We start from the raw sequence: 20,368 nt of genomic DNA, 5'->3' as shown, positions 1-20,368 counted from the left end.
AGGCGCTGCTGCCGCCGGTGCTGCTGGCGTCCGCCCGGCTGCCGGCGCTGCCGGTGCTGCCGTCCCAGGCGCGGAAGCCCAGCGTCGCGGTCTCGCCGCGGCTGCCGTCGGGCAGGTAGCGCAGCTGGTGGCTGGCGCCCAGCAGCAGGGCATTGCCTTGGGCGACGCCGCCCACGGCCTGCCAGCTGACGCCGCCATCCAGCGAGTACTGCCACTGGCCGTGGCTGCCGCTGGTGGACACCACGGCGATGCCGGTGGCCGCGCCGCTGTCCACGTCGCTGATGCTGCCGCCGACGATGGCGGCCACCGTGTGGCCGGCCGGTGCGTTGTCATCCTCGCCGATGGCCGGGAGCGTGGGGGCGGCGGTGCTGAGCACCGGTGCGTCGTTGACGGCGGTGACGGTGGCGGTGGCGGTGTCCGTGGCGCTGCTGAAGGCGCTGCTGCCGCCGTTGCTGCTGGTGTTCGCGGTGGTGCCGGCGACACCGCTGCTGCGGTCCCAGGCGCGCCAGACGATGCTGCCGCTGCCGGCGTTCTGGCCGTCCGGCAGCAGGCGCAGGCGGTCGGTGCCGCGCAGCAGCAGCGCGGCATTGCCGCTCACGCTGCCGACGGCGCTCCAGCTGCTGCCGCCGTCCAGCGAGTATTGCCATGTGCCCGCCGTGCTGCTGGCCGCGGTGACGGCGATGCCCTGCAGCGCGCCGCTGTCCACGTCGCTGATGCTGCTGCCCACGAGCGCGGCCACCGTCTGGCCGGCAGGGCTGGCCTGGTCTTCGGTGACCGTGCCCAGCGTCGGGCCGGCCGGTGCCAGCACCGGCGCATCGTTGGCGGCGGTGATGGTGAGCGTGGCGGTGTCGGTGCCGCTGCTGAAGGCGGTGCTGCCGCCGTGCACGCTGGCATCGGCCAGGCTGCCGGCGCTGCCGCTGCTGCCGTCCCAGGCGCGCCAGCCGAGGCTGGCGCTGCCGCCGTTCAGGCCGTCGGGGACGAAGCGCAGCAGGTCGGTGCTGCGCAGCAGCAGCGCGCTGCCGCCCGACACCGTGCCCACCGCCTGCCAGGTGCCGCCGCCGTTGGTGGAAAACTGCCAGCTGCCGCCGCTGCCGCCGGTGGCGGTGAGCGCGATGCCCTGCAGCGCGCCGGTGTCGACATCGCTGATGCTGGCGCCGACGAGGCTGGCCACGGTGAGGCCGGCCGGATTGACGTCGTCCTCGCCGATGGCCGGCAGCACCGGCGCCAGCGCGGTGAGCACCGGTGCATCGTTGACCGCGGTCACGCTGAGCGTGGCGGTGTCGCTGGCGTTGCTGAAGGCGCTGCTGCCGCCGGTGCTGCTGGCGTCGTGCTTGCTGCCGGCGCTGCCGCTGGTCTGGTCCCAGCCGCGGTAGACGAGGCTGGCGCTGGTGGCGTTCAGGCCGTCGGGCACGAAGCGCACGCGGTCGGTGCCACGCAACAGCAGCGCCGCATTGGCGGTGACGGTGCCCAGCGCCTGCCAGCTGCCGCCGCCGTCGGTGGAGAACTGCCAGCTGCCGTTGCCTGCAATGGCGCCGGTGATGGCGATGCCGGCCACGGCGCCGCTGTCCACGTCGCCCAGGCTGCTGCCGAGGAAGGACGCCACCGTCTGGCCACTGTTCGCGGTGGCGTTCTCGTCGACAGGGGCGAGCACCGGCGCGGCGGGTGCCAGCACCGGCGCATCGTTGACCGAAGCCACGCCGAGGCTGGCCGTGTTGGTGGTGGTGCTGAAGGCGCTGCTGCCGCCGCCGCTGCCGGTGTCGGCCAGCGTGCCGGCGCTGCCGCTGCTGCGGTCCCAGGCGCGCCAGCCCAGGCTGGCGCTGCCGCCGTTCTGGCCATCGGGCAGCAGGCGCACCCGGTCGGTGGCACGCAGCAGCAGCGCGGCGCCGGGGTTCACGCTGCCCACCGCAGCCCAGGTGGCGCCGTCGTCCAGGCTGTATTGCCAGCCGCCGGTGGTGGTGCTGGCCGCGGTGAGGGCGATGCCCTGCAGCGCGCCGCTGTCCACGTCGGTGATGGTGGCGCCCACCAGGCTGGCCACGGTCTGGCCGGCATGGCCGGTGCTGTCCTCGGTGAGGGCGGTGAGCACCGGCGTGGCCGCGGCCATCACCGGCGCATCGTTCACCGCCGCCACCAGCAGGCTGGCGGTGTCGGTGGCGCTGCTGAAGGCGGTGCTGCCACCGCTGCTGCCGGTGTTGGCGGTGCTGCCGGCGGTGCCGGTGGTCTGGTCCCAGGCCCGGTAGCTCAGGGTGGCGGTGCCGCCGTTCAGGCCGTCGGGCAGCAGGCGCAGGCGGTCGGTGGCGCGCAGCAGCAGTGCGGCGTTGGCCGACACGCTGCCCAGGGCCTGCCAGCTGGTGCCGCCGTCCAGCGAGTACTGCCAGCTGCCGGCCGGCGCGCTGCTGCCGATGACGGCGATGCCGGCCAGCGCGCCGCTGTCCACGTCGGTGATGCTGCTGCCGGTGAAGGAGGCCACCGTCTGCCCCGCGGGGGCGGCGGCGTTCTCGTCGATGGCAGCAAGGGCCGGCGCCGCAGGCGTGAGCACCGGCGCGTCGTTGACCGACGTGACCACCGACGTGGCGATGTTGACCTGCGTGCTGAAGGCGCTGGTGCCACCGTTGACGGTGGTGTCGGCCTTGCTGCCGGCGGTGCCGCTGCTCTGGTCCCAGCCGCGGTAGCTGATGGTGGAGGTGCCGCCGTTGCGGCCGTCCGGCGTGAAGCGCATGAGGTCGGTGCTGCGCAGCAGCAGGGCGGCGCTTTCGCTCACGCTGCCGGCGTCCTGCCAGGTGGCGCCGCCATCGACCGAGTACTGGCCGCTGCCGTTGACCGCGTTGATGCTGGTGATGGCGATGCCCTGTTGCGCGCCGCTGTCCACGTCGATCAGGCCACTGCCCAGCACCTCGGCCACCGTGCGTCCACCGGGGTTGGTGGTGTCTTCGGTCAGCGTGTTGAAGCTCGGGGCGACGGCGGCCATCACCGGTGCGTCGTTGACCGGCGTGACGGTGAGGGTGGCGCTGTCGGTGGTGGTGCTGAAGGCGGTGTTGCCGCCGTTGGTGGCGGTGCTGGCCTTGCTGCCGGCGCTGCCGCTGGTCTGGTCCCAGGCACGGTAGGTCAGGCTGGCGCTGGTGCCGTTCTGCCCGTCGGGCACCAGCCGCACGCGGTCGCTGCCGCGCAGCAGCAAGGCAGCGCTGTTGCTCACCGTGCCCATGGCCTGCCAGCTGGTGCCGCCGTCCAGCGAGTACTGCCACACGCCGTTGCCGGCCAGCAGCGAGGTGATGGCGATGCCGATGGGCACCGCACCATCGGGGTCGCTGAGGCTGCTGCCGATGAAGGAGGCCACCGTCTGCCCGCCATGGCTGCCGGCGTCTTCGCTGACGGGCGCCAGCACCGGCGCCACGGCGGCGATCACCGGGGCGTCGTTGACGGCGGTGATCTGCACCACGGTGTTGCCGGTGGTGCTGGCGGCGCCGCCGCTGCCCTGGGCGCCGGTGTTGCCGTCGCTGACGGTCCACACCATGGTGGCGCTGGCCGGCGGTGCATTGCTGCTGTTGGCATAAGCGATCAGCCGCAGCGCGGCGTTCACCCGGGCCTGCGTGGCGTTGCTGTTGAAGGTGAGCAGCAGCGTGCCGTTGCTGTTGGTGGTGACGGTGCCGATGGTGGTGCCGCCGTACACCAGCGCACCGCCCTGCACCAGCGCGCTCAGCGTGCCGGTGGCACTGAACACGTCAGTGGCATCGGCGCCGCCGCTGCGTTCGATGCGCACGCTGGCGCCGGCGTAATGGCCCTGTGCGGCCAGTTCGGCGTCGACGACGGATACGTCGTTGTCCAGCACCACGGCCGCACCGTTCTCGGTGTAGCTCACGCTGCCGCCAAGGGTGGAGCCGTTGGACCATCCGCTGGGCAGCTGGCCGTCGGCGGTGCGCAGCGCGGTGGCAAAGCCCGGGGCGGTGGCCGTGTCGTCGTTGTCCACCGCCACGCGGCCGAAGGAGGGGTTGGTCACCATCAGTTGCTGGGCTTCGCCGCCGGCCAGCGCGATGCTGCCGTCCGGGCGCACCACCAGGCCATGGGCGATCTCGGGCTCGGCGCTGGCGCGCAGCACCAGCTTGCCGCCGCTGCCGAAGCTGGTGTCCAGGCTGCCGTTGGCCAGCAGGCGCACGGCCAGCATGTCGCTCTTGCCCTGGGTGCTGATCCAGCCGCTGGCCAGCAGCCGGCCATCGGGCAGCAGCGCCAGGTCGCGCAGGCCGGCATCGGCCCCCAGCGCCAGCACCTGCACGCCGCCGCTGCCGAAGCCGGCGTCCGGCGCGCCGTTGGCGGCAAAGCGCTGCACCACCGCTTCGCTGCCTTCGCTGGTGCCGGCCACGACCACGCTGCCGTCGGCCAGCACCACCATCGCGTCCGGCTTGCCGGCGCTGCCCCAGGCGATGCCGTTGCTGCCAAAGCTGGTGTCCAGCACGCCGGCGGCGCTGGTGCGCAGCACGAAGCTGGTGTACTGGCCGCCGCTGCCGCTGAAGCCCGCCACCAGGATGCGGCCGCTGCCGTCCACCGCCACGGCGGTGGCCTGGGTGTCCTCGCCCAGCGCCAGCTCGTAGTGGCCGGCGGTGCCGAAGCTGGTGTCCAGGTAGCCGTCAGCGCGCAGCCGCGAGAGCACCAGCCGCCCCGGGTCGAGTTCGTCGGCCACCGTCTTGATGGTGCCGGCCACCAGCACCTTGCCGTCGGCCAGCGGGGCCATGGCTTCGGTCAGCATGTACTGCGGCAGGGTGCTGCCGTCCACGTCCATGAACGGATGGAAGCTGCTGTCCAGCGTGCCGTCGGGCAGCAGGCGGAAAGTCTGCGACAAGACCTGCTGGCCGTAGGCGGGCCTGTCGTTCCGGTACACGTAGCCCGTCACCAGCAGGTTGCCGTTGGACAGCACCGCCACCGACCGCATCACGTTGTCGCCGTACAGAGAAACGTCGACCTTGCCGCCGCTGCCGAAACTCGTGTCCAGCGTGCCGTTCGGATTGAGCCGGATCACCGTGCCGTCCAGCTGCCCGTTGCCCGCCAGCACCAGCTTGCCGTCGGCCTGCACCGCCACGTCGTGGGCGCGGTTGGCGCCCCAGGCGTCCGGTCGCACGATCACCGTGCCGCTGCCGCCGAAGCGCGGCGCGGTGTTGCCGGGCGCGGCGTCGACCTGCAGCGTGACCGTGGCGGTGGCGCTGCTGAAGGCGCTGCTGCCGCCGGTGCTTCCGATGAACGCCACGCTCACGGTGTTGGCGGCGGTGTCGTTGGCGCTGCGGTCCCAGGCGCGGTACTCGAAGCCGGCGGTATGGCTGCTGCCGTCGGCCGGCACGTAACGCATGCGGAAGTGCCACTGCATCAGGTAGCCCTGGCTGCCGGCGGCTGCGGCGTGGTCGAAGTCTTCCCAGCTGGAGCCGCCGTTGACCGAGTACTGCCACTGCCCGGTGCCCGCCGTGAACTGCGTGATGACGATGCCCTTTCGCGCTGCGGCATCCACGTCGGTGATGGTGTCGCCGACGATGCCGGCCACCGTCTGGCCGAGGCTGCCCAGGTTGGCCACCGCCGCGACGGCGGGCAGGGTGCGCACGGTGGCGGTGAGCACCGGCGCATCGTTGATCGGCGTGATGCTGAGGCTGGCGGTGTTGCTGCTGCTGCTGAAGGCGCTGCCGCCGCCGCCGCTGCCGGCATCGGCCAGCGTGCCGGCGCTGCCGCTGCTGCGGTCCCAGGCGCGGTAGGTCAGCGTGGCGGTGCCGCCGTTGAGGCCGTCGGGCAACACACGGATGCGGTCGGTGCTGCGCAGCAGCAGGGCCGAGCTGGCGCTGACGCTGCCCAGCGCCTGCCAGCTGCTGCCGCCGTCGAGCGAGTACTGCCAGCTGCCGGCCGGCGTGCCGGCCGCGGTGATGGCGATGCCTTGCACCGCGCCGCTGTCCACATCGGAAATGCTGCTGCCCACCAGGGTGGCCACGGTGCTGCCGGTGTTGGTGGTCTGCGCTTCGGTGATGGTGGGCAGCGCGGGCGTGGCGGGGCTCATCACCGGCGCGTCGTTGACCGACGTGACCCCGATCGAGGCGGTGTCGGCGGCAGTGCTGAAGGCGGTGCTGCCGCCGTTGCTGGCGGTGCTCACCTTGCTGCCGGCGCTGCCGCTGCCCTGGTCCCAGCCCCGGTAGGTGAGGCTGGCGCTGGTGCCGTTGCTGCCGTTGGGCACGAAGCGCACGAGGTCGGCGCTGCGCAGCAGCAGGGCCGAGGTGTTGCTGACCGTGCCGATGGCCGCCCAGCTGCTGCCGCCGTTGATGGAGTACTGCCAGGTGCCCAGGGAGGCGGTGGTGGCGGTGATGGCGATGCCGGGCGCGGTGCCTTCCGGGTCGCTCACGCTGCCGCCCACGATCGAGGCCACGGTCTGGCCGCCGTTGGCGGTGTCGTCTTCGGTGATCGGCGCCATGGCCGGCGCGGCTGCCGTCAGGACCGGCGCATCGTTGATGGCGGTGATGTTGACGGTGGTGCTGCCGCTGCCGGCCAGGTTGCTGCCAGCGCCCTGGGTGCCGGTATTGCCGTCGGCCAGCGTCCATTGCAGCTGCACCGACGCGGGCGGCGCCTCGCTGGTGTTGCGGTAGGCGATCAAGCGCAGCGCGCCGTTGACGTTGGCCTGCGTGGCGCTGCTGTTGAAGGTCAGCAGGAGCTGGCCACCGCTGTTGGCGGTGACGCTGCCGATGGTGCTGCCGTTGTAGACCAGCGCGCCGCCTTCGATGAGTGCACCCAACGCGCCGGTGGCGCTGAAAACGTCCTGCGCATCGGCGCCGCCGCTGCGCTCGATCTGCACCGTGGCGCCGCTGTAGTTGCCGGCGGTGGCCAGTTCCATGTCGTAGGCCACCACGTCGTTGTCCAGCACCACGGCGCTGCCGTTCTCGGTGAAGGCCACGCTGCCGCCCAGCGGGCCGGTGTTGTTCCAGCTGGTGTCCAGCGCGCCGGTGGTGGTCAGGCGGGCGGTGCCCCAGCGGGTGCTGCCATCCACCGAGCCCGAGACCAGCAGCTTGCCATCGGCCTGGGTGGTGAGTGCAAAGCCGCGGTCGGTGCCGGTGCTGTAGGTGATGGTGGTGTAGCCCGGGCCGCTGCTGCCGAAGCCGGTGTCGATGCTGCCGTTGGCCAGCAGCCGCGCCACCAGCGCGACGCTCTTGCCCGAGCTGGCGTGACCGGAGACGACGATGCCGCCGTCGTCCTGCACACGCACCTGGGCCAGAAAGGTGCTGCTGCCGACCGCCAGTTCGGCGTCGCCATCGGTGCCGAAGCTGGTGTCCAGCACGCCGGCAGAGGTCAGCCGCATCACCAGGCCCTGGCCGTCGGCATCGCCGGCGAGCAGGATGCGGCCGTCGGCCTGCACCGTGATGGCGTAGGCCGCGGCATCGGTGTGGTTGCCGGGGCTGAGGAAGACGCCGCCCCCGCTGAAGCTGGTGTCCAGTGCGCCGGCGGTGGTCAGGCGCACCACGGCCATGTCGGTGAAGCCGGACGTGGTGCTGTGGCCGGCCAGCAGCAGGCGGCCGCTGGCGTCCAGCGTCACGGCTTCGATGACGACGTCGCTGCCCACGCTCGTGCGGAACTTGCCGCCGCTGGCGAAGGTGGTGTCCAGCGCACCGGTGCTGGTGTAGCGCACCGCCACCACGTCGTGCGAGCCGGAATCGCCGGCATAACCGCCGACCACGATGCGGCCGTCGGCTTGCACGGCGACGCCGGCACCGATGGCCCGGCCATCGGCGGCATGGAAGGTGGTGAGAACACGGCCACCGGTGCCGAAGCTGCTGTCCAGCGTGCCGTTGGCCAGCAGCCGCACGGCGGTGAAGCCGTAGCTGGTGCCGCTGATGGCATAACCAGCGAGCACGATCTTGCCGTCGGCTTGCCGCGCCACGCTGGTGAACTCGCCGAAACCTTCATTCAACGTCACGATGGCCACGCCGCCGGTGCCGAAGCCGGTGTCCAGCGAGCCGTCGGCGTTGTAGCGCACCACGGCGCCGTCCAGGTTGCCGTAGGCACCCACCACCAGCAGCTTGCCGTCAGGCTGCAGCAGGTTGGCGCTGGCGAAGTGATCATCCGCGCCCAGGCTGGTGATGACCCGACCGCCAGTGCCGAACTGCGGCGCCTGGTTGTCGGCCACCACCACATTGAGCGTGGCCGTATCGGTGGCAGTGCTGAAGGCGGTGCTGCCGCCGTTCACCGAGGGGTCCAGCTTGCTGCCGGCGCTGCCGGTCGTCTGGTCCCAGGCACGGAAGCTGAAGGAGGCGCTCCCGGCGCTGCTGTCGCCGGGCACCAGCCGGATCAGGTCCTGCTCGCGCAGCGCAAGCGCCGAACTGCCGGCCACGGAGCCGACATCCGCCCACGTCGCGCCGCCGTCCAGCGAGTATTGCCAGCTGCCGGCGGTGCCCGCCGTGGCCGTGACGACGATGCCGGATGCGCTGGTGGCGTCGGCATCGCTCACCCGGCCCGCCAGGAAGGAGGCCACCGTCTGGCCGGCGTTGTGCCGGTCCAGCGTGGCCAGCGACGCGAGTTCCGGGGCCGACGGCGCGAGCACCGGCGCCGCGTTGGCCAGCGTCTGGCCGAACATGGCCTGGCCTTGCAGGCCGATGGCCAGCGCGGTCTGGATCACGCCCTGATGCACCTCCAGCCGCCAGTCACCACCCAACAGCGTGGCGCCGGTGAGGTCGTCGGAAGCGGCCACGTCGGCGCCGGTGAGCTGCGCCAGCGCCTGCACGAATGCCAGGCCGTTGCTGCCGGCGGCCACGTCGCAGCCGTACAGCAGCACATCGGCATCGGCGGACAGTGCGGCGCGCCAGGCGCCGAGCTCATCGGCCCGCTGCGCCAGCGTGGCGGCGTCCAGCACCTGTCCGCCCAGGCTGACGGCACCACTGCTGCCGTGGCTGACCAGGTGCAGCGCCGACAGCCCGCTGTGCGAGCGCAGCACGTTGCCGATCTGCGCCAGCGCGTCGATGCCGGGCTGCAGCAGCAGGGCCTGGATGGCCCGGCCCGCGTCGGCCTGGGCCTGGATGTCGGCCAGCAGGACGGCGGCGCCTTCCACCTGGGCATCGATGAAGACCAGTTCGGCCACCTGCGTGTCTGCAGCCGGGGCAGCCGACGCCGACGTAGCCGCCGCGGCGGCAGCCGGGCTGGTGCCCAGCTGTTCACCCGCTTCACCCAGGTAGGGCAGCAACTGCCAACGGCTGCCGGCCGGCTGCTGCGCCAGCACTTCGGCGACGCGCTGGGCGCCGTCCTCGTCGGCTGCGATGGTCACCTCGTCGGCCTGCGCCTGCCGCCCTTCGGTGCTGCTGCGCCAGGCCGCCAGGCGGGCATCGTCGGGCGCCACCCGCTCGTCGATGAACAGCAGCGTGGCCGCGGGTTGCGGCGTGGCGGTGTGCAGCATGTCGCCCGCGGATACCAGCCGCTGGTCGACCACCGCGGCCGGGCCGGCCAGGGGCGAGAGGTCGGCCGAATACAGGATGCGGGGCTCGAGTTCCTCGAACAGGGGCTGGCCGAGCCAAGGGCGGAGGGTCATGACGGCGGACGAAAAAGTTGCGGGCAGCGCCAGCCCCGTACACCTGGGCCGGCAACCCCACCTTATCGACGCGGGCCGTGATGAATTGACAGAAAACGATGGAAACGGCGGCCTTGATCGGGCCGTCGTGCGCGCTCTATCAGTCCGTGTCCAGCGGCAGCACCATCTGCAGCTTGTCGAACAACCGGCCGTCGGCCAGGCGCAGCGCACGCGGCAGGCAGCCGCAGGTGCGGAAGCCGGCGCGCTCGTACAAGGCGACGGCCGGCCCGTTGCCCTTCGTGACCGTCAGCGTGAGCTGCAGCAGCCCGCCGGTCTCGCGCGCCCGGGCCACGGTGGCCGCCAGCAGCTGGCCGCCCAGGCCGCGGCCCTGGTGGCCGGGTGCCACCATCATGGCCACCAGGTGCCCCAGGTGCCGTTCCTTGGCGCGGCTGGAGATCTCGCAGGTGAGGGCGCCCAGCAGTTCGCCGGCCTGCAGCACGCCCAGGGTGAAGCTGCCGTCACCGGCCTGCAGCCGCTCGGCGTAGCTGTCCACGGTGCGGTGATGCTCCGTCTGCGCATCGGAGGTGAAGGCTTCGGGATGGCGGCTAAGCATCAGGTCGCGCAGACGCTTGTAGGCGGCCGCATGCGCGGGCTGCAGCAGCTCAACGGGCAGCGGGGGTGTGGAGGTCATGGTCGCGAAAGCCGCGCCAGGTCCTGCGCGGTGTTGGCATTGGCGAAGGCCCGAGCATCGGCGAACGGCACCTTCACGCAGCGCAGCCGCGCCGCCCAGGCCTCCACCTGCCGGCCGCCATCGGCCAGGAAGCCGGCCAGGTCGTCGGCCAGGCTGCGGCGCAGCAGGCCAAACACCGGCTGCGGCTGCCGGCGCCCGGTGTCGGGATCCAGCGTGACCGGCATCACCACGTCCGCGGCCTCGGCGTGCGCGGCCAGGCGCTGCACCAGGTCCGGCGGAAAGTGCGGGCCGTCGCAGGGCACGCAGGCCAGCCAGGGCGTGTCGGCATGCCGCAGCCCGGCCAGCATGCCGGCCAGTGGCCCGGCGAACTGGTCGTCGGCATCCGGCCACACCGGCACGCCCCAGGCGGCATAGACGTCGAGGTGGCGGTTGGCATTGAGCATCAGCGCGCCCACCTGCGGCCGCAGCCGCTCGAGCGCCCGCCGCGCCAGCGGCTGCCCTTCGAACGGCTGCAGCCCCTTGTCCACGCCTCCCATCCGCCGCCCCAGCCCGCCGGCCAGCACCAGCCCCGTGATGTCAGACATGTTCATGGCGAGCCTTCACGGGGCCGATTCCCCGGGCCGCGCGCCGGGCTGCCCCAGGCCGGCCCGGGGCCCCATCATCCACCGATGTAGTGCATCTCGACCTTGCGAAGCCCCGGCTCCGCTGCGTCAGCCGGCAGCTGCGCCCGCAGCTCCGAGTACCGGTCGTCCCGCGCGCCCCAGGCCCCGCCGATGGCTGCGGACAGCGCCTCGTCGGTGGCCCCGCCGCGCAGCAAGGCCCGCAGGTCGTGGCCGCGGCTGGCGAACAGGCACAGGAACAGCTTGCCCTCGGTGGACAGCCGCGCCCGGTTGCAATCGCCGCAGAAGGCCTGCGTCACGCTGCTGATGAGGCCGATCTCGCCGCCGCCGTCGCGGTAGCGCCAGCGCTCGGCGGTCTCGCCCGGCTGGCTGGGTGCCAGCGGCTCCAGCGGATGCTCGGCATCGATGCGCGCCAGCACCTCGGCTGACGGCAGCACATGGTCCATGCGCCAGCCGTTGGTGCTGCCCACGTCCATGTACTCGATGAAGCGCAGCACCACGCCCGTGCCGCGGAAATGGCGCGCCATCGGCAGGATCTCGTGGTCGTTGGTGCCGCGGCGCACCACCATGTTGACCTTGATCGGCCCCAGGCCCACGCGCTGCGCGGCCTCGATGCCGGCCAGCACGTCGGCCACCGCGAAGTCCACGTCGTTCATGCGGCGGAACACCGCGTCGTCGATCGCGTCCAGGCTCACCGTCACCCGCTGCAGGCCAGCGTCCTTCAGCGCCTGCGCCTTGCGCGCCAGCAACGAGGCATTGGTGGTGAGCGTCAGGTCCATCGGCTCGCCGTCGGCGGTGCGCAGCGCGGCCAGCATGCCCACCAGCGTTTCCACGTTCTTGCGCAGCAGCGGCTCGCCGCCGGTCAGGCGCAGCTTGCGCACGCCGTGCTCGGCGAACAGGCGGGCCAACCGGGTGGTTTCCTCGAAGCTCAGCAGCGCCTGCTGCGGCAGGAACTGGTAGTTGCGGCCGAACACTTCCTTGGGCATGCAGTAGCCGCAGCGGAAGTTGCAGCGGTCGGTCACCGAGATGCGCAGGTCGCGCAGCGGCCGGCCCAGCCGGTCGGACAGCAGGCCGTTCGGCGCGGCGGTGAACGGTGCGGGCGGCGCCGGCAAGGCGCTGCGCAGGTCGGCGATCGGAAACACCTTGTCAGCCATGGCGGTGATTGTGCCGGGCGTGACGGCCGTCACGCTGCGGGCAATCCGCGCTGCAGGTCAGGGCTTGTACGCAGGCCGGCACGGCCCGCGTCGTCAGTTGGCCGGCGAGCCCTGCACCGCGGAGCGCAGGTTCTGCAGGCCGAGCTGCATGCGCTGCTCCAGCTCCGCCACCTCGGGCGCGCGGCGGGCGCCGGTGAAGCGCTTGGCCCAGTAGCTGGCACCCATGTCCTCGATGCGCACTTCGCCACCCGGGCGCGGTGCATGGATGAACTTGCCTTCGCCCACGTAGATGCCCACGTGCGAGAAGGTGCGGCGCATGGTGTTGAAGAACACCAGGTCGCCGGGCTTGAGCTCGGTGCGCGCCACCTTGAACAAATCGGGGGCCTTGGCCTGCTCGTCGGCGCGGCGCGGCAGCACCCGGCCCACGCTCATCTCGAACACCTGGCGGGTGAAGCCGCTGCAGTCGAAGCCTTCCTGCTCGCTGGTGCCGCCGCGGCGGTAGGGCACGCCCAGGAAGTTCATCGCGGACATCACCAGGTCCGAGGTCTTCTCGCGCATCGTGTTCATCACGTTGGCGCTGGAGGCCGGCAGCAGGCCGCGTTCGATCAGCAGCGCGGTCACCGGGTCCGACATCGGTGCCGCCGCGGGCACCAACGGCACGGGGGCCGTCGCCTCGGGTGCGGCGTGCGCGGCAGCCGCCACGCAAAGGGTTGCGATAGCGCAAACTTTGGCGAGGCGATACGGCACGGATGGGGGGGTAGGCTGCGTCACGGGGCGCGACTTTAACACCGGCTTTCCACCGTTTCGCTAGGGAAAAAACAGGTTTTTCAACGACTTATCGCACGCGTTGAAAGCTGCAGCGAAGGTGCCGGCTGCCGATCGCGCGGACCGGACCACCCCTTCAGAGGGGGGTCGGCGAGTCAGTCAAACGTCAGCCCCCGTGGCTGAAATGCCACCACAAGTTCAACAGGAGACATGCATGAGCCCAGCCGGCCGTTATGCGGACTACCACCGTCGTTCCATCGAGCAGCGCGACAGCTTCTGGGCCGAGCAGGCCGGCCTGATCGACTGGCAGCAGCCGTTCTCGCAGGTGTGCGAGCACGACAAGCCGCCCTTCGCCAACTGGTTCGGGGGCGGCACCACCAACCTGTGCCACAACGCGGTGGACCGCCACGTGGCCGGCCGCGGCGGGCAGAACGCACTGGTGTGGATCTCCACCGAGGTGGGGCAGGAGCGCATCCTCAGCTATGCCGAGCTGCATCAGGAAGTGCAGCGCATGGCCGCCATCCTGCAGGAGCAGGGCGTGGTGGCCGGCGACCGGGTGCTGATCTACATGCCGATGATCCCGGAGGCAGTGTTCGCGATGCTGGCCTGCGCCCGCATCGGCGCCATCCACTCGGTGGTGTTCGGCGGCTTCGCCAGCGTGAGCCTGGCCAGCCGCATCGACGACGCGCAGCCCAAGCTGATCGTCAGCGCCGACGGCGGCTCCCGCTCGGGCAAGCCCATCGCGTACAAGCCGCTGCTCGACGAAGCCATCCGCCTGGCCACCAGCCGGCCCCAGCGGGTGGTGATGGTGGACCGCGGGCTGGTGCCCTTCGAGCCGGTGGCCGGCCGCGACATCGACTATGCCGAGGCCCGCGCCCGGCACCTGGACGCCGAGGTGCCGTGCACCTGGGTGGAGTCGACCCACCCCAGCTACACCCTGTACACCAGCGGCACCACCGGCAAGCCCAAGGGCGTGCAGCGCGACACCGGCGGCTACGCCGTGGCGCTGGCCACCAGCATGCGCGACATCTTCCAGGGCAAGCCGGGCGAGACCTTGTTCTGCACCAGCGACATCGGCTGGGTGGTGGGCCACAGCTACATCGTCTACGGCCCGCTGATCAGCGGCATGGCCACCATCCTCTACGAAGGCCTGCCGACGCGGCCCGACGCATCCATCTGGTGGAGCCTGGTGGAGCGCTTCAAGGTCACCACGATGTTCAGCTCGCCCACCGCGGTGCGGGTGCTGAAGAAGTTCGACACCACGGCGATGAGCAAGCACGACCTCGGCTCGCTGCGCGCGCTGTTCCTGGCCGGCGAGCCGCTGGACGAGCCCACGGCCCAGTGGATCAGCCAGGCGCTGGGCTGCCCGATCATCGACAACTATTGGCAGACCGAGACCGGCTGGCCGATCCTGGCGCTGGCCAACGGCGTGGAGAAGCAGCACTCGAAGTTCGGCAGCCCCGGCCTGCCGGTGCCGGGCTACGACGTGAAGCTGGTGGACGAGGAGACGGGCCAGGACATCACCGAGCCGAACCGCAAGGGCGTGGTGGCCATCGAGGCGCCGCTGCCGCCGGGCTGCCTGCAGACGGTATGGCGCGACGACGAGCGCTTCGTCAACACCTACTGGAAAAGCGTGCCCAACCGCCTCGTCTACAGCACCTTCGACTGGGGCGTGCGCGACGAGGACGGCTACTTCTTCATCCTCGGCCGCACCGACGACGTGATCAACGTCGCCGGCCACCGGCTGGGCACCCGCGAGATCGAGGAGAGCATCTCCAGCCATCCGGCCATCGCCGAGGTGGCGGTGGTGGGCGTGGCCGATGCGCTCAAGGGCCAGGTGGCGGTGGCCTTCGCGGTGCTGAAGGACGCCAGCCTGGCCGCCACGCCCGAGCAGGCGCTCAAGCTGGAAGGCGAGGTGATGAAGCGGGTGGACGAGCAGCTGGGCGCGGTGGCGCGGCCGGCGCGGGTGCGCTTCCTGGCGGCGCTGCCCAAGACCCGCTCGGGCAAGCTGCTGCGGCGCGCCATCCAGGCGGTGTGCGAGGGCCGCGACACCGGCGACCTGACGACGATGGACGACCCGGCCGCGCTGCAGCAGCTGCGCGAGGCGGTGCAGGCTTAACCGAGGCCTTGAACTCGCGCCGTACCATGGGCCCTCGGAAAACTTTCGAGGCTGCGCATGTACCAGCACACCTGGGCGGCCACCGCCGCCGCGCTGTTGTTCACCGTGTCGGGCACCACCCTGCCCGGCATCGCTTCCGCGGCTGACCAGCCCGCCAGGCCCCGCATCGAGAAGGCGGCCGACCTTCCGCGCTTCAGCTACGAGGCCAAGGGCCCGCTGGAGCCGGTGGTGCGCGAGGCCGACCGCTTCGCGCCGCTGGCCGCGGCCATCCGCCGCGACACCGAATCGGTGCTGGCCCGCTACGACATCCCGGACAAGGCCACCCAGCGCGACCTGCTGGGCCTGCTGGCGGCGCTGGACTACCTGGACGGCCGCTACGACCAGGTGCTGGCCCGCAGCGAGCAGATCCGCGCGCTGCAGGACAAGCCGGCCGACAAGCTCCTGTCGGGCCTGCGGCTGCGGGCGATGGCGCAGGCCGCCAAGGCGCATGGCCCGCAGGGCGAGGCCTTCCAGCGCGCGGTGGCCACCCAGATCCGCCGCGAGCTGGACGGCATGCCCTACGCGGTGATCGAGAACGACATCAAGAGCGCCAAGATGGGCATGGAGCTGATCGGCGAGGCGCTGGTGCTGGGCCGGGTGCGCGAGGTGATGCAGCCCATCGTCGACCGCAGCGGCACGCTCAGCTCCGACTTTGCGCCCGCGCTGGTGAATGCCCGACTGTCGCTCACCGCCGTGCTGCCGCTGAAGAACACGCTGGTGGACACCTACAGCAGCTACCTGGCCGCCCACCAGGTGCAGAAGCCCGACATCTGGGCCGCGCGCGACGTCACGCTGACGCCGGCGCAAGTAAAGCAGCCGGTGGCCATCGCCGTATGGGACAGCGGCACCGACACCGCGCTGTTCGGCAAGCAGGTGCTGGCGGATGCGCAGGGCAAGCCGGCGCTGATCGCCTTCGACAAGTACGCCCGCCCGGCCAGCGGCGAGCTGATGCCGATCCCGAAGGAGCTGCAGGCCCAGCTGCCGCAGATGAAGGCGCGCACCAAGGGCTTCTCCGACCTGCAGTCCAACATCGACAGCAAGGAGGCCAGCGAGGTCAAGCGCTACCTTTCCACGCTGGCGCCCGACCAGTACAAGTCGGCGGTGGAGCAGATCGGCCTGGCCGGCAACTACGAGCACGGCACCCATGTGGCCGGCATCGCGATGGCCGGCAACCCGGGCGCGCGGCTGCTGGTGGCCCGCATCGAGTTCGGCTGGACGCTCAAGCCCGACCCCTGCCCGAGCCGAGAGCTGTCGGAGCGCGACGCCCAGGCCGCGCAGGCCTACGTGGACTATTTCAAGCAGCACCAGGTGCGCGTGGTCAACATGAGCTGGGGCGGCAATGTCAACGCCATCGAGAACGACCTGGAGCAGTGCGGCCTGGGCAAGACGCCCGAGGAGCGCAAGGCCACCGCGCGCGAGCTGTTCGAGATCGGCAAGGCCGGCCTGACCAAGGCCTTCGCCAGCGCGCCCGACATCCTCTTCGTCACCGCCGCCGGCAACAGCAACAGCGACGCCAGCTTCGTGGAGGACATCCCGGCCGGCATCGTGCTGCCCAACCTGCTGACGGTGGGTGCGGTGGACCGCGCCGGCGACGAGGCACCCTTCACCAGCTACGGCCCCACGGTGAAGGTGCATGCCAACGGCTACCAGGTGGAGAGCTTCCTGCCGGGCGGCGACCGGGTGGCGCTGTCGGGCACCTCGATGGCCTCGCCGCAGGTGGCCAACCTGGCGGCCAAGATGCTGGCGGTGAATCCGTCGCTCACGCCGGGCAGGCTCATCGAGCTGATCGTCGGCACCGCCGAGCGCACGCCGGACGGCCGGCGGGTGCTGGTGCATCCGAAGAACGCGGTGGCCGCCGCGGCGGCTGCCACCGCCACCGCCAGCGGCCCGGCGCGCTGATGGACAGGCTCTCCGCCCTGCGCCGCGTGGCGCTGGCCAGCGCCGTCACCGCCGGCCTGCTGGCCGCGGTGCCGGCCCCGGCCGCCGACGTGCCGGACTTCCCCGTGCTGTCCTCGCCCGCCGCGGTGCGCCAGGCCTGCGACCAGGGCCTGGCCGAGGCGCGGGCGCAGCTGGCCGCGCTGGAGCGCCGGCCGGCCGATGCCGGCTGGCTGGCTGCTTCCGACGCCTTGTCGGCCACCATCGAGGACCGCTACTACCCCATCGGCTTCCTGTCCAACGTGCATCCGCAGGCGGCGGTGCGCGCCGCCACCCAGGCCTGCGAGCTGCGGTGGCAGGGCTTCCTGTCCACGCTGGGCCTGAACGAGCGGCTGTACCAGGCGCTGAAGTCGCTGCCGCCGGGCGATGCCATCGACCAGCGTGCCGCGTCGCTGGCGATGGAGGCCTTCGAGGATTCGGGCGTGGCGCTGCCGCCGGCGCAGCGGCCGCAGGCCAAGCGCCTGGCCGACCGCATCGGCGAGCTGGGCCTGGCCTTCGACAAGGCGGTGCGCGACGGCCGCACCCGCGTGGCCTTCACCGAGGCCGAGCTGAAGGGCGTGCCGGAGGCCACCTGGCGCGGCGCCCGGCGCGATGCGCAGCGCCGCATCCTGCTGGGGCTGGACATGCCCAGCTACCTGGCGGTGATGAACAACGCCGAGTCCGCCGCCGCGCGCGAGCGCATGTACCGCGCCAAGATGACGGAGGGCGGCCCGGCCAACCTGGAGCGGCTGTCGCAGATCGTGCGGCTGCGCACCGAGTACGCCGCGCTGTTCGGTCATGCCAGCTACGACGACTTCGTGCTGCGCCGGCGCATGACCGGCGGCACCGAGCGCACGCAGGCCTTCCTGGACGAGGTCAAGGCCGCCGTCACCGCCAGCGAGCTGCGCGACGTGGAGGAGCTGCGCCAGGCCAAGGCCGAGCACACCGGCCAGCCGCTGGCCGACACCCGCATCCAGCGCTGGGACGTGTTCTTCTACGGCGAGCGGGTGCGCCGCCAGCGCTACGGCATCGACCAGGAGGCCTTCCGCCCCTACTTCCCGCCGCAGGAGAGCGTGCAGTTCGTGATGAAGCTGGCCGAGCGCATGTTCGGCGTGCGGCATGAGCGTATCCAGGGCGCGCGGCTGTGGCACCCCGAGGCCCAGGCCTGGGCGGTGGTGGATGCCGACAGCGGCCAGCGGCTGTCCACGCTGCTCATCGACCTGTATCCGCGCGACGGCAAGTACAACCATGCGGCGGTGTGGCCGCTGCGCGGCGTGTCCACCGCCAGCGGCCGGCTGCCGATGTCGGCGCTGGTGGTCAACCTCGACCGCAAGGGGCTGTCGCTGGAGGAGGTGGAGACGCTGCTGCACGAGTTCGGCCATGCGCTGCACAACAACCTGTCGAGGACGCGCTACACCGCGCAGGCCGGCACCTCGGTGCTGCAGGACTTCGTCGAGGCACCGTCGCAGATGCTGGAGGACTGGGTCTACGACCCCGAGGTGCTGGGGCTGATGCAGCAGGTGTGCGCCGACTGCAAGCCGGTGCCGCGGGAGATGCTGGCCCAGGCGCGCCGGGCGCGCGACCACGGCAAGGGCCTCACCTATTCGCGCCAGCACCTGTATGCCTCCTACGACCTGGCGCTGTACGGCCCGCGCCCGGCCGGCCAGCCGGTCGATCCGCTGGCACTGTGGGTGGCGATGGAAGGCGCCACGCCGGTGGGTCATGTGCAGGGCACGATGCTGCCGGCCGGCTTTGGCCACATCGCCGGCGGTTATGCCGCGGGCTACTACGGCTACCTCTACAGCCTGGTGGTGGCGATGGACCTGCGCACCGCCTTCGAGGGCCGGCGGCTGGATGCAGCGGTGGGCAAGCGCTACCGCGACAGCGTGCTGGCGCAAGGCGGGCAGAAGCCGCCGCTGGAACTGGTGCGCGACTTCCTCGGCCGCGACACCAACTCCAAGGCCTTCTTCGACTACCTGGCGGAATGAAAAAAAAGCGGCCCCGGTGGGCCGCTTCTCATGGCGGGTGTGGAAGGTGCGCCGCCGTCAGAGCACCTCGGAAGCGAAGTCCGCCAGCCGAGAACGTTCGCCGCGCGCCAGCGTCACATGGCCCGAATGCGGCCAGCCCTTGAAGCGGTCGACCGCGTAGGTCAGGCCCGACGAGCCTTCGGTCAGGTAGGGCGTGTCGATCTGCGCCAGGTTGCCCAGGCAGACGATCTTGGTGCCTGGGCCGGCGCGGGTGATCAGCGTCTTCATCTGCTTGGGCGTCAGGTTCTGCGCCTCGTCGATGATGACGAACTTGTTCAGGAAGGTGCGCCCGCGCATGAAGTTCAGGCTCTTGATCTTGATCTTGCTGCGCACCAGGTCGTTGGTGGCCGCGCGGCCCCATTCACCGGCGCTGCTGTCGCTGCGGGCCAGCACTTCCAGGTTGTCGTCCAGCGCGCCCATCCACGGGCTCATCTTCTCTTCCTCGGTGCCCGGCAGGAAGCCGATGTCCTCGCCCACCGGCACCGTCACGCGGGTGACGATGATCTCGGTGTAGCGGCGCTCGTCCATCACCTGCGCCAGGCCGGCGGCCAGCGTCATCAGCGTCTTGCCGGTGCCGGCGGTGCCGGTCAGCGTGATGAAGTCGCACTCCGGGTCCATCAGCAGGTTCAGCGAGAAGTTCTGCTCCCGGTTGCGCGCGGTCACGCCCCACACGGCGTTCTTCTGGTGGGTGTATTCCTTCAGCGTCTTGAGCACCGCCGTCTTGCCGGTGATCTCGACCACGCGCGCATACAGCGGCACCGCGCCCGGCGACTCCAGGTACACGAACTGGTTGATCAGCAGTGCCGGCACCATCGGACCGGCGATCCGGTAGAAGGTGTGGCCGCTCTGCTGCCAGCTCTCCATCGTCTTGCCGTGGCGCTCCCAGAAGTCGGAAGGCAGCTGCAGCACGCCGTTGTAGAGCAGGTCGCCGTCTTCCAGCGTCTTGTCGTTGAAGTAGTCCTCGGCCGGCAGGCCCAGCGCACGCGCCTTCACGCGCATGTTGATGTCCTTGGACACCAGCACCACGTCGCGCTCGGGCATCTGCTCGCGCAGGCCCTGCACCACGCCCAGGATCTGGTTGTCGGCCTTGCCCTGCGGCAGGCCGGCCGGCAGCTTCACGTCCAGCAGCGTGGTCTGGAAGAACAGCTTGCCACCGGCTTCCTTGTGGCCGCTCTTGGCCAGCGGGATGCCGGCCTTGGGATCGGCCAGGTTGTCGGCGGCGGCCAGCGCATCCAGCTCGCGGCTGACCTGGCGCACGTTGCGCGAGACCTCGCTCATGCCCTTCTTGTGGCCGTCGAGTTCCTCGAGCGTGATCATCGGCAGGTAGATGTCGTGCTCGTCGAAGCGGAAGAGGGACGTCGGGTCGTGCATCAGCACGTTGGTGTCCAGCACGAACAGCTTGGCCGGGCCGGTGTGCTTGGGGCGGCGCGGCTTGGCCTGCGGCGTCGGGCGGTCCGCGGCGCGGGCGGTCACCGGGGCGCTGCGGGCCGCCGGGGCGGGCACCGGCAGGGCCGGGCCTTGCGCCGGGCTGCGCGCG

9 protein-coding genes are annotated in these 20,368 nt (G+C 71.5%); 3 read left to right on the top strand and 6 right to left on the bottom strand.

Going from position 1 to position 20,368, the window contains the following annotated elements:
• From VO99_RS26640 to VO99_RS26620, 5 genes are all read right to left on the bottom strand, one after another.
• Positions 1 to 9,523, bottom strand: a 9,523-nt coding sequence (locus tag VO99_RS26640; RefSeq protein ID WP_046116003.1) for a DUF4347 domain-containing protein, incomplete at its 3' end; no start/stop codon positions are given.
• A gap of 139 nt (positions 9,524 to 9,662) precedes the next feature.
• On the bottom strand, positions 9,663 to 10,193 hold the full coding sequence (locus tag VO99_RS26635) for a GNAT family N-acetyltransferase (RefSeq protein WP_046116002.1): 531 nt from the start codon (positions 10,191 to 10,193) through the stop codon (positions 9,663 to 9,665).
• Positions 10,190 to 10,783 (bottom strand): molybdenum cofactor guanylyltransferase MobA, encoded by a 594-nt coding sequence (gene mobA, locus VO99_RS26630; protein WP_046116001.1) that lies wholly within the window; start codon positions 10,781 to 10,783, stop codon positions 10,190 to 10,192. Before mobA ends, VO99_RS26635 begins: the two co-directional genes overlap by 4 nt.
• Before the next feature lie 68 nt (positions 10,784 to 10,851).
• Entirely contained in the window at positions 10,852 to 11,967 is a 1,116-nt protein-coding gene (gene moaA, locus VO99_RS26625; RefSeq protein ID WP_046116000.1) for a GTP 3',8-cyclase MoaA, read from the bottom strand.
• Between the two features lie 93 nt (positions 11,968 to 12,060).
• On the bottom strand, positions 12,061 to 12,627 hold the full coding sequence (locus VO99_RS26620; protein ID WP_046115999.1) for a C40 family peptidase: 567 nt from the start codon (positions 12,625 to 12,627) through the stop codon (positions 12,061 to 12,063).
• A 289-nt stretch (positions 12,628 to 12,916) separates the two neighbouring features.
• Here VO99_RS26620 and VO99_RS26615 point away from each other — a divergent pair, with 289 nt between their 5' ends.
• The 3 genes from VO99_RS26615 to VO99_RS26605 are packed head-to-tail and all read left to right on the top strand — an operon-like array spanning position 12,917 to position 18,792.
• Positions 12,917 to 14,851 (top strand): propionate--CoA ligase, encoded by a 1,935-nt coding sequence (locus VO99_RS26615; protein WP_083440969.1) that lies wholly within the window; start codon positions 12,917 to 12,919, stop codon positions 14,849 to 14,851.
• Positions 14,852 to 14,908: 57 nt separating this feature from the next.
• Positions 14,909 to 16,789, top strand: coding sequence for a S8 family serine peptidase (locus tag VO99_RS29255; RefSeq protein WP_052736658.1), 1,881 nt, complete (start codon positions 14,909 to 14,911; stop codon positions 16,787 to 16,789).
• Positions 16,789 to 18,792: a M3 family metallopeptidase gene (locus tag VO99_RS26605; protein ID WP_157039815.1), complete on the top strand. Its 2,004-nt coding sequence runs from the start codon at positions 16,789 to 16,791 to the stop codon at positions 18,790 to 18,792. The genes VO99_RS29255 and VO99_RS26605 overlap by 1 nt, the downstream gene beginning before the upstream one ends.
• Before the next feature lie 57 nt (positions 18,793 to 18,849).
• Here the strand turns inward: VO99_RS26605 and VO99_RS26600 are convergent.
• The coding region (locus VO99_RS26600; RefSeq protein WP_046115997.1) for a PhoH family protein at positions 18,850 to 20,368 on the bottom strand (1,519 nt) is incomplete at its 5' end.

Origin of the sequence: Aquincola tertiaricarbonis (assembly GCF_000969605.1) — a bacterium.
Lineage (GTDB): Bacteria > Pseudomonadota > Gammaproteobacteria > Burkholderiales > Burkholderiaceae_C > Aquincola > Aquincola tertiaricarbonis.
This window is presented reverse-complemented; position numbering and strand designations above follow the sequence as displayed.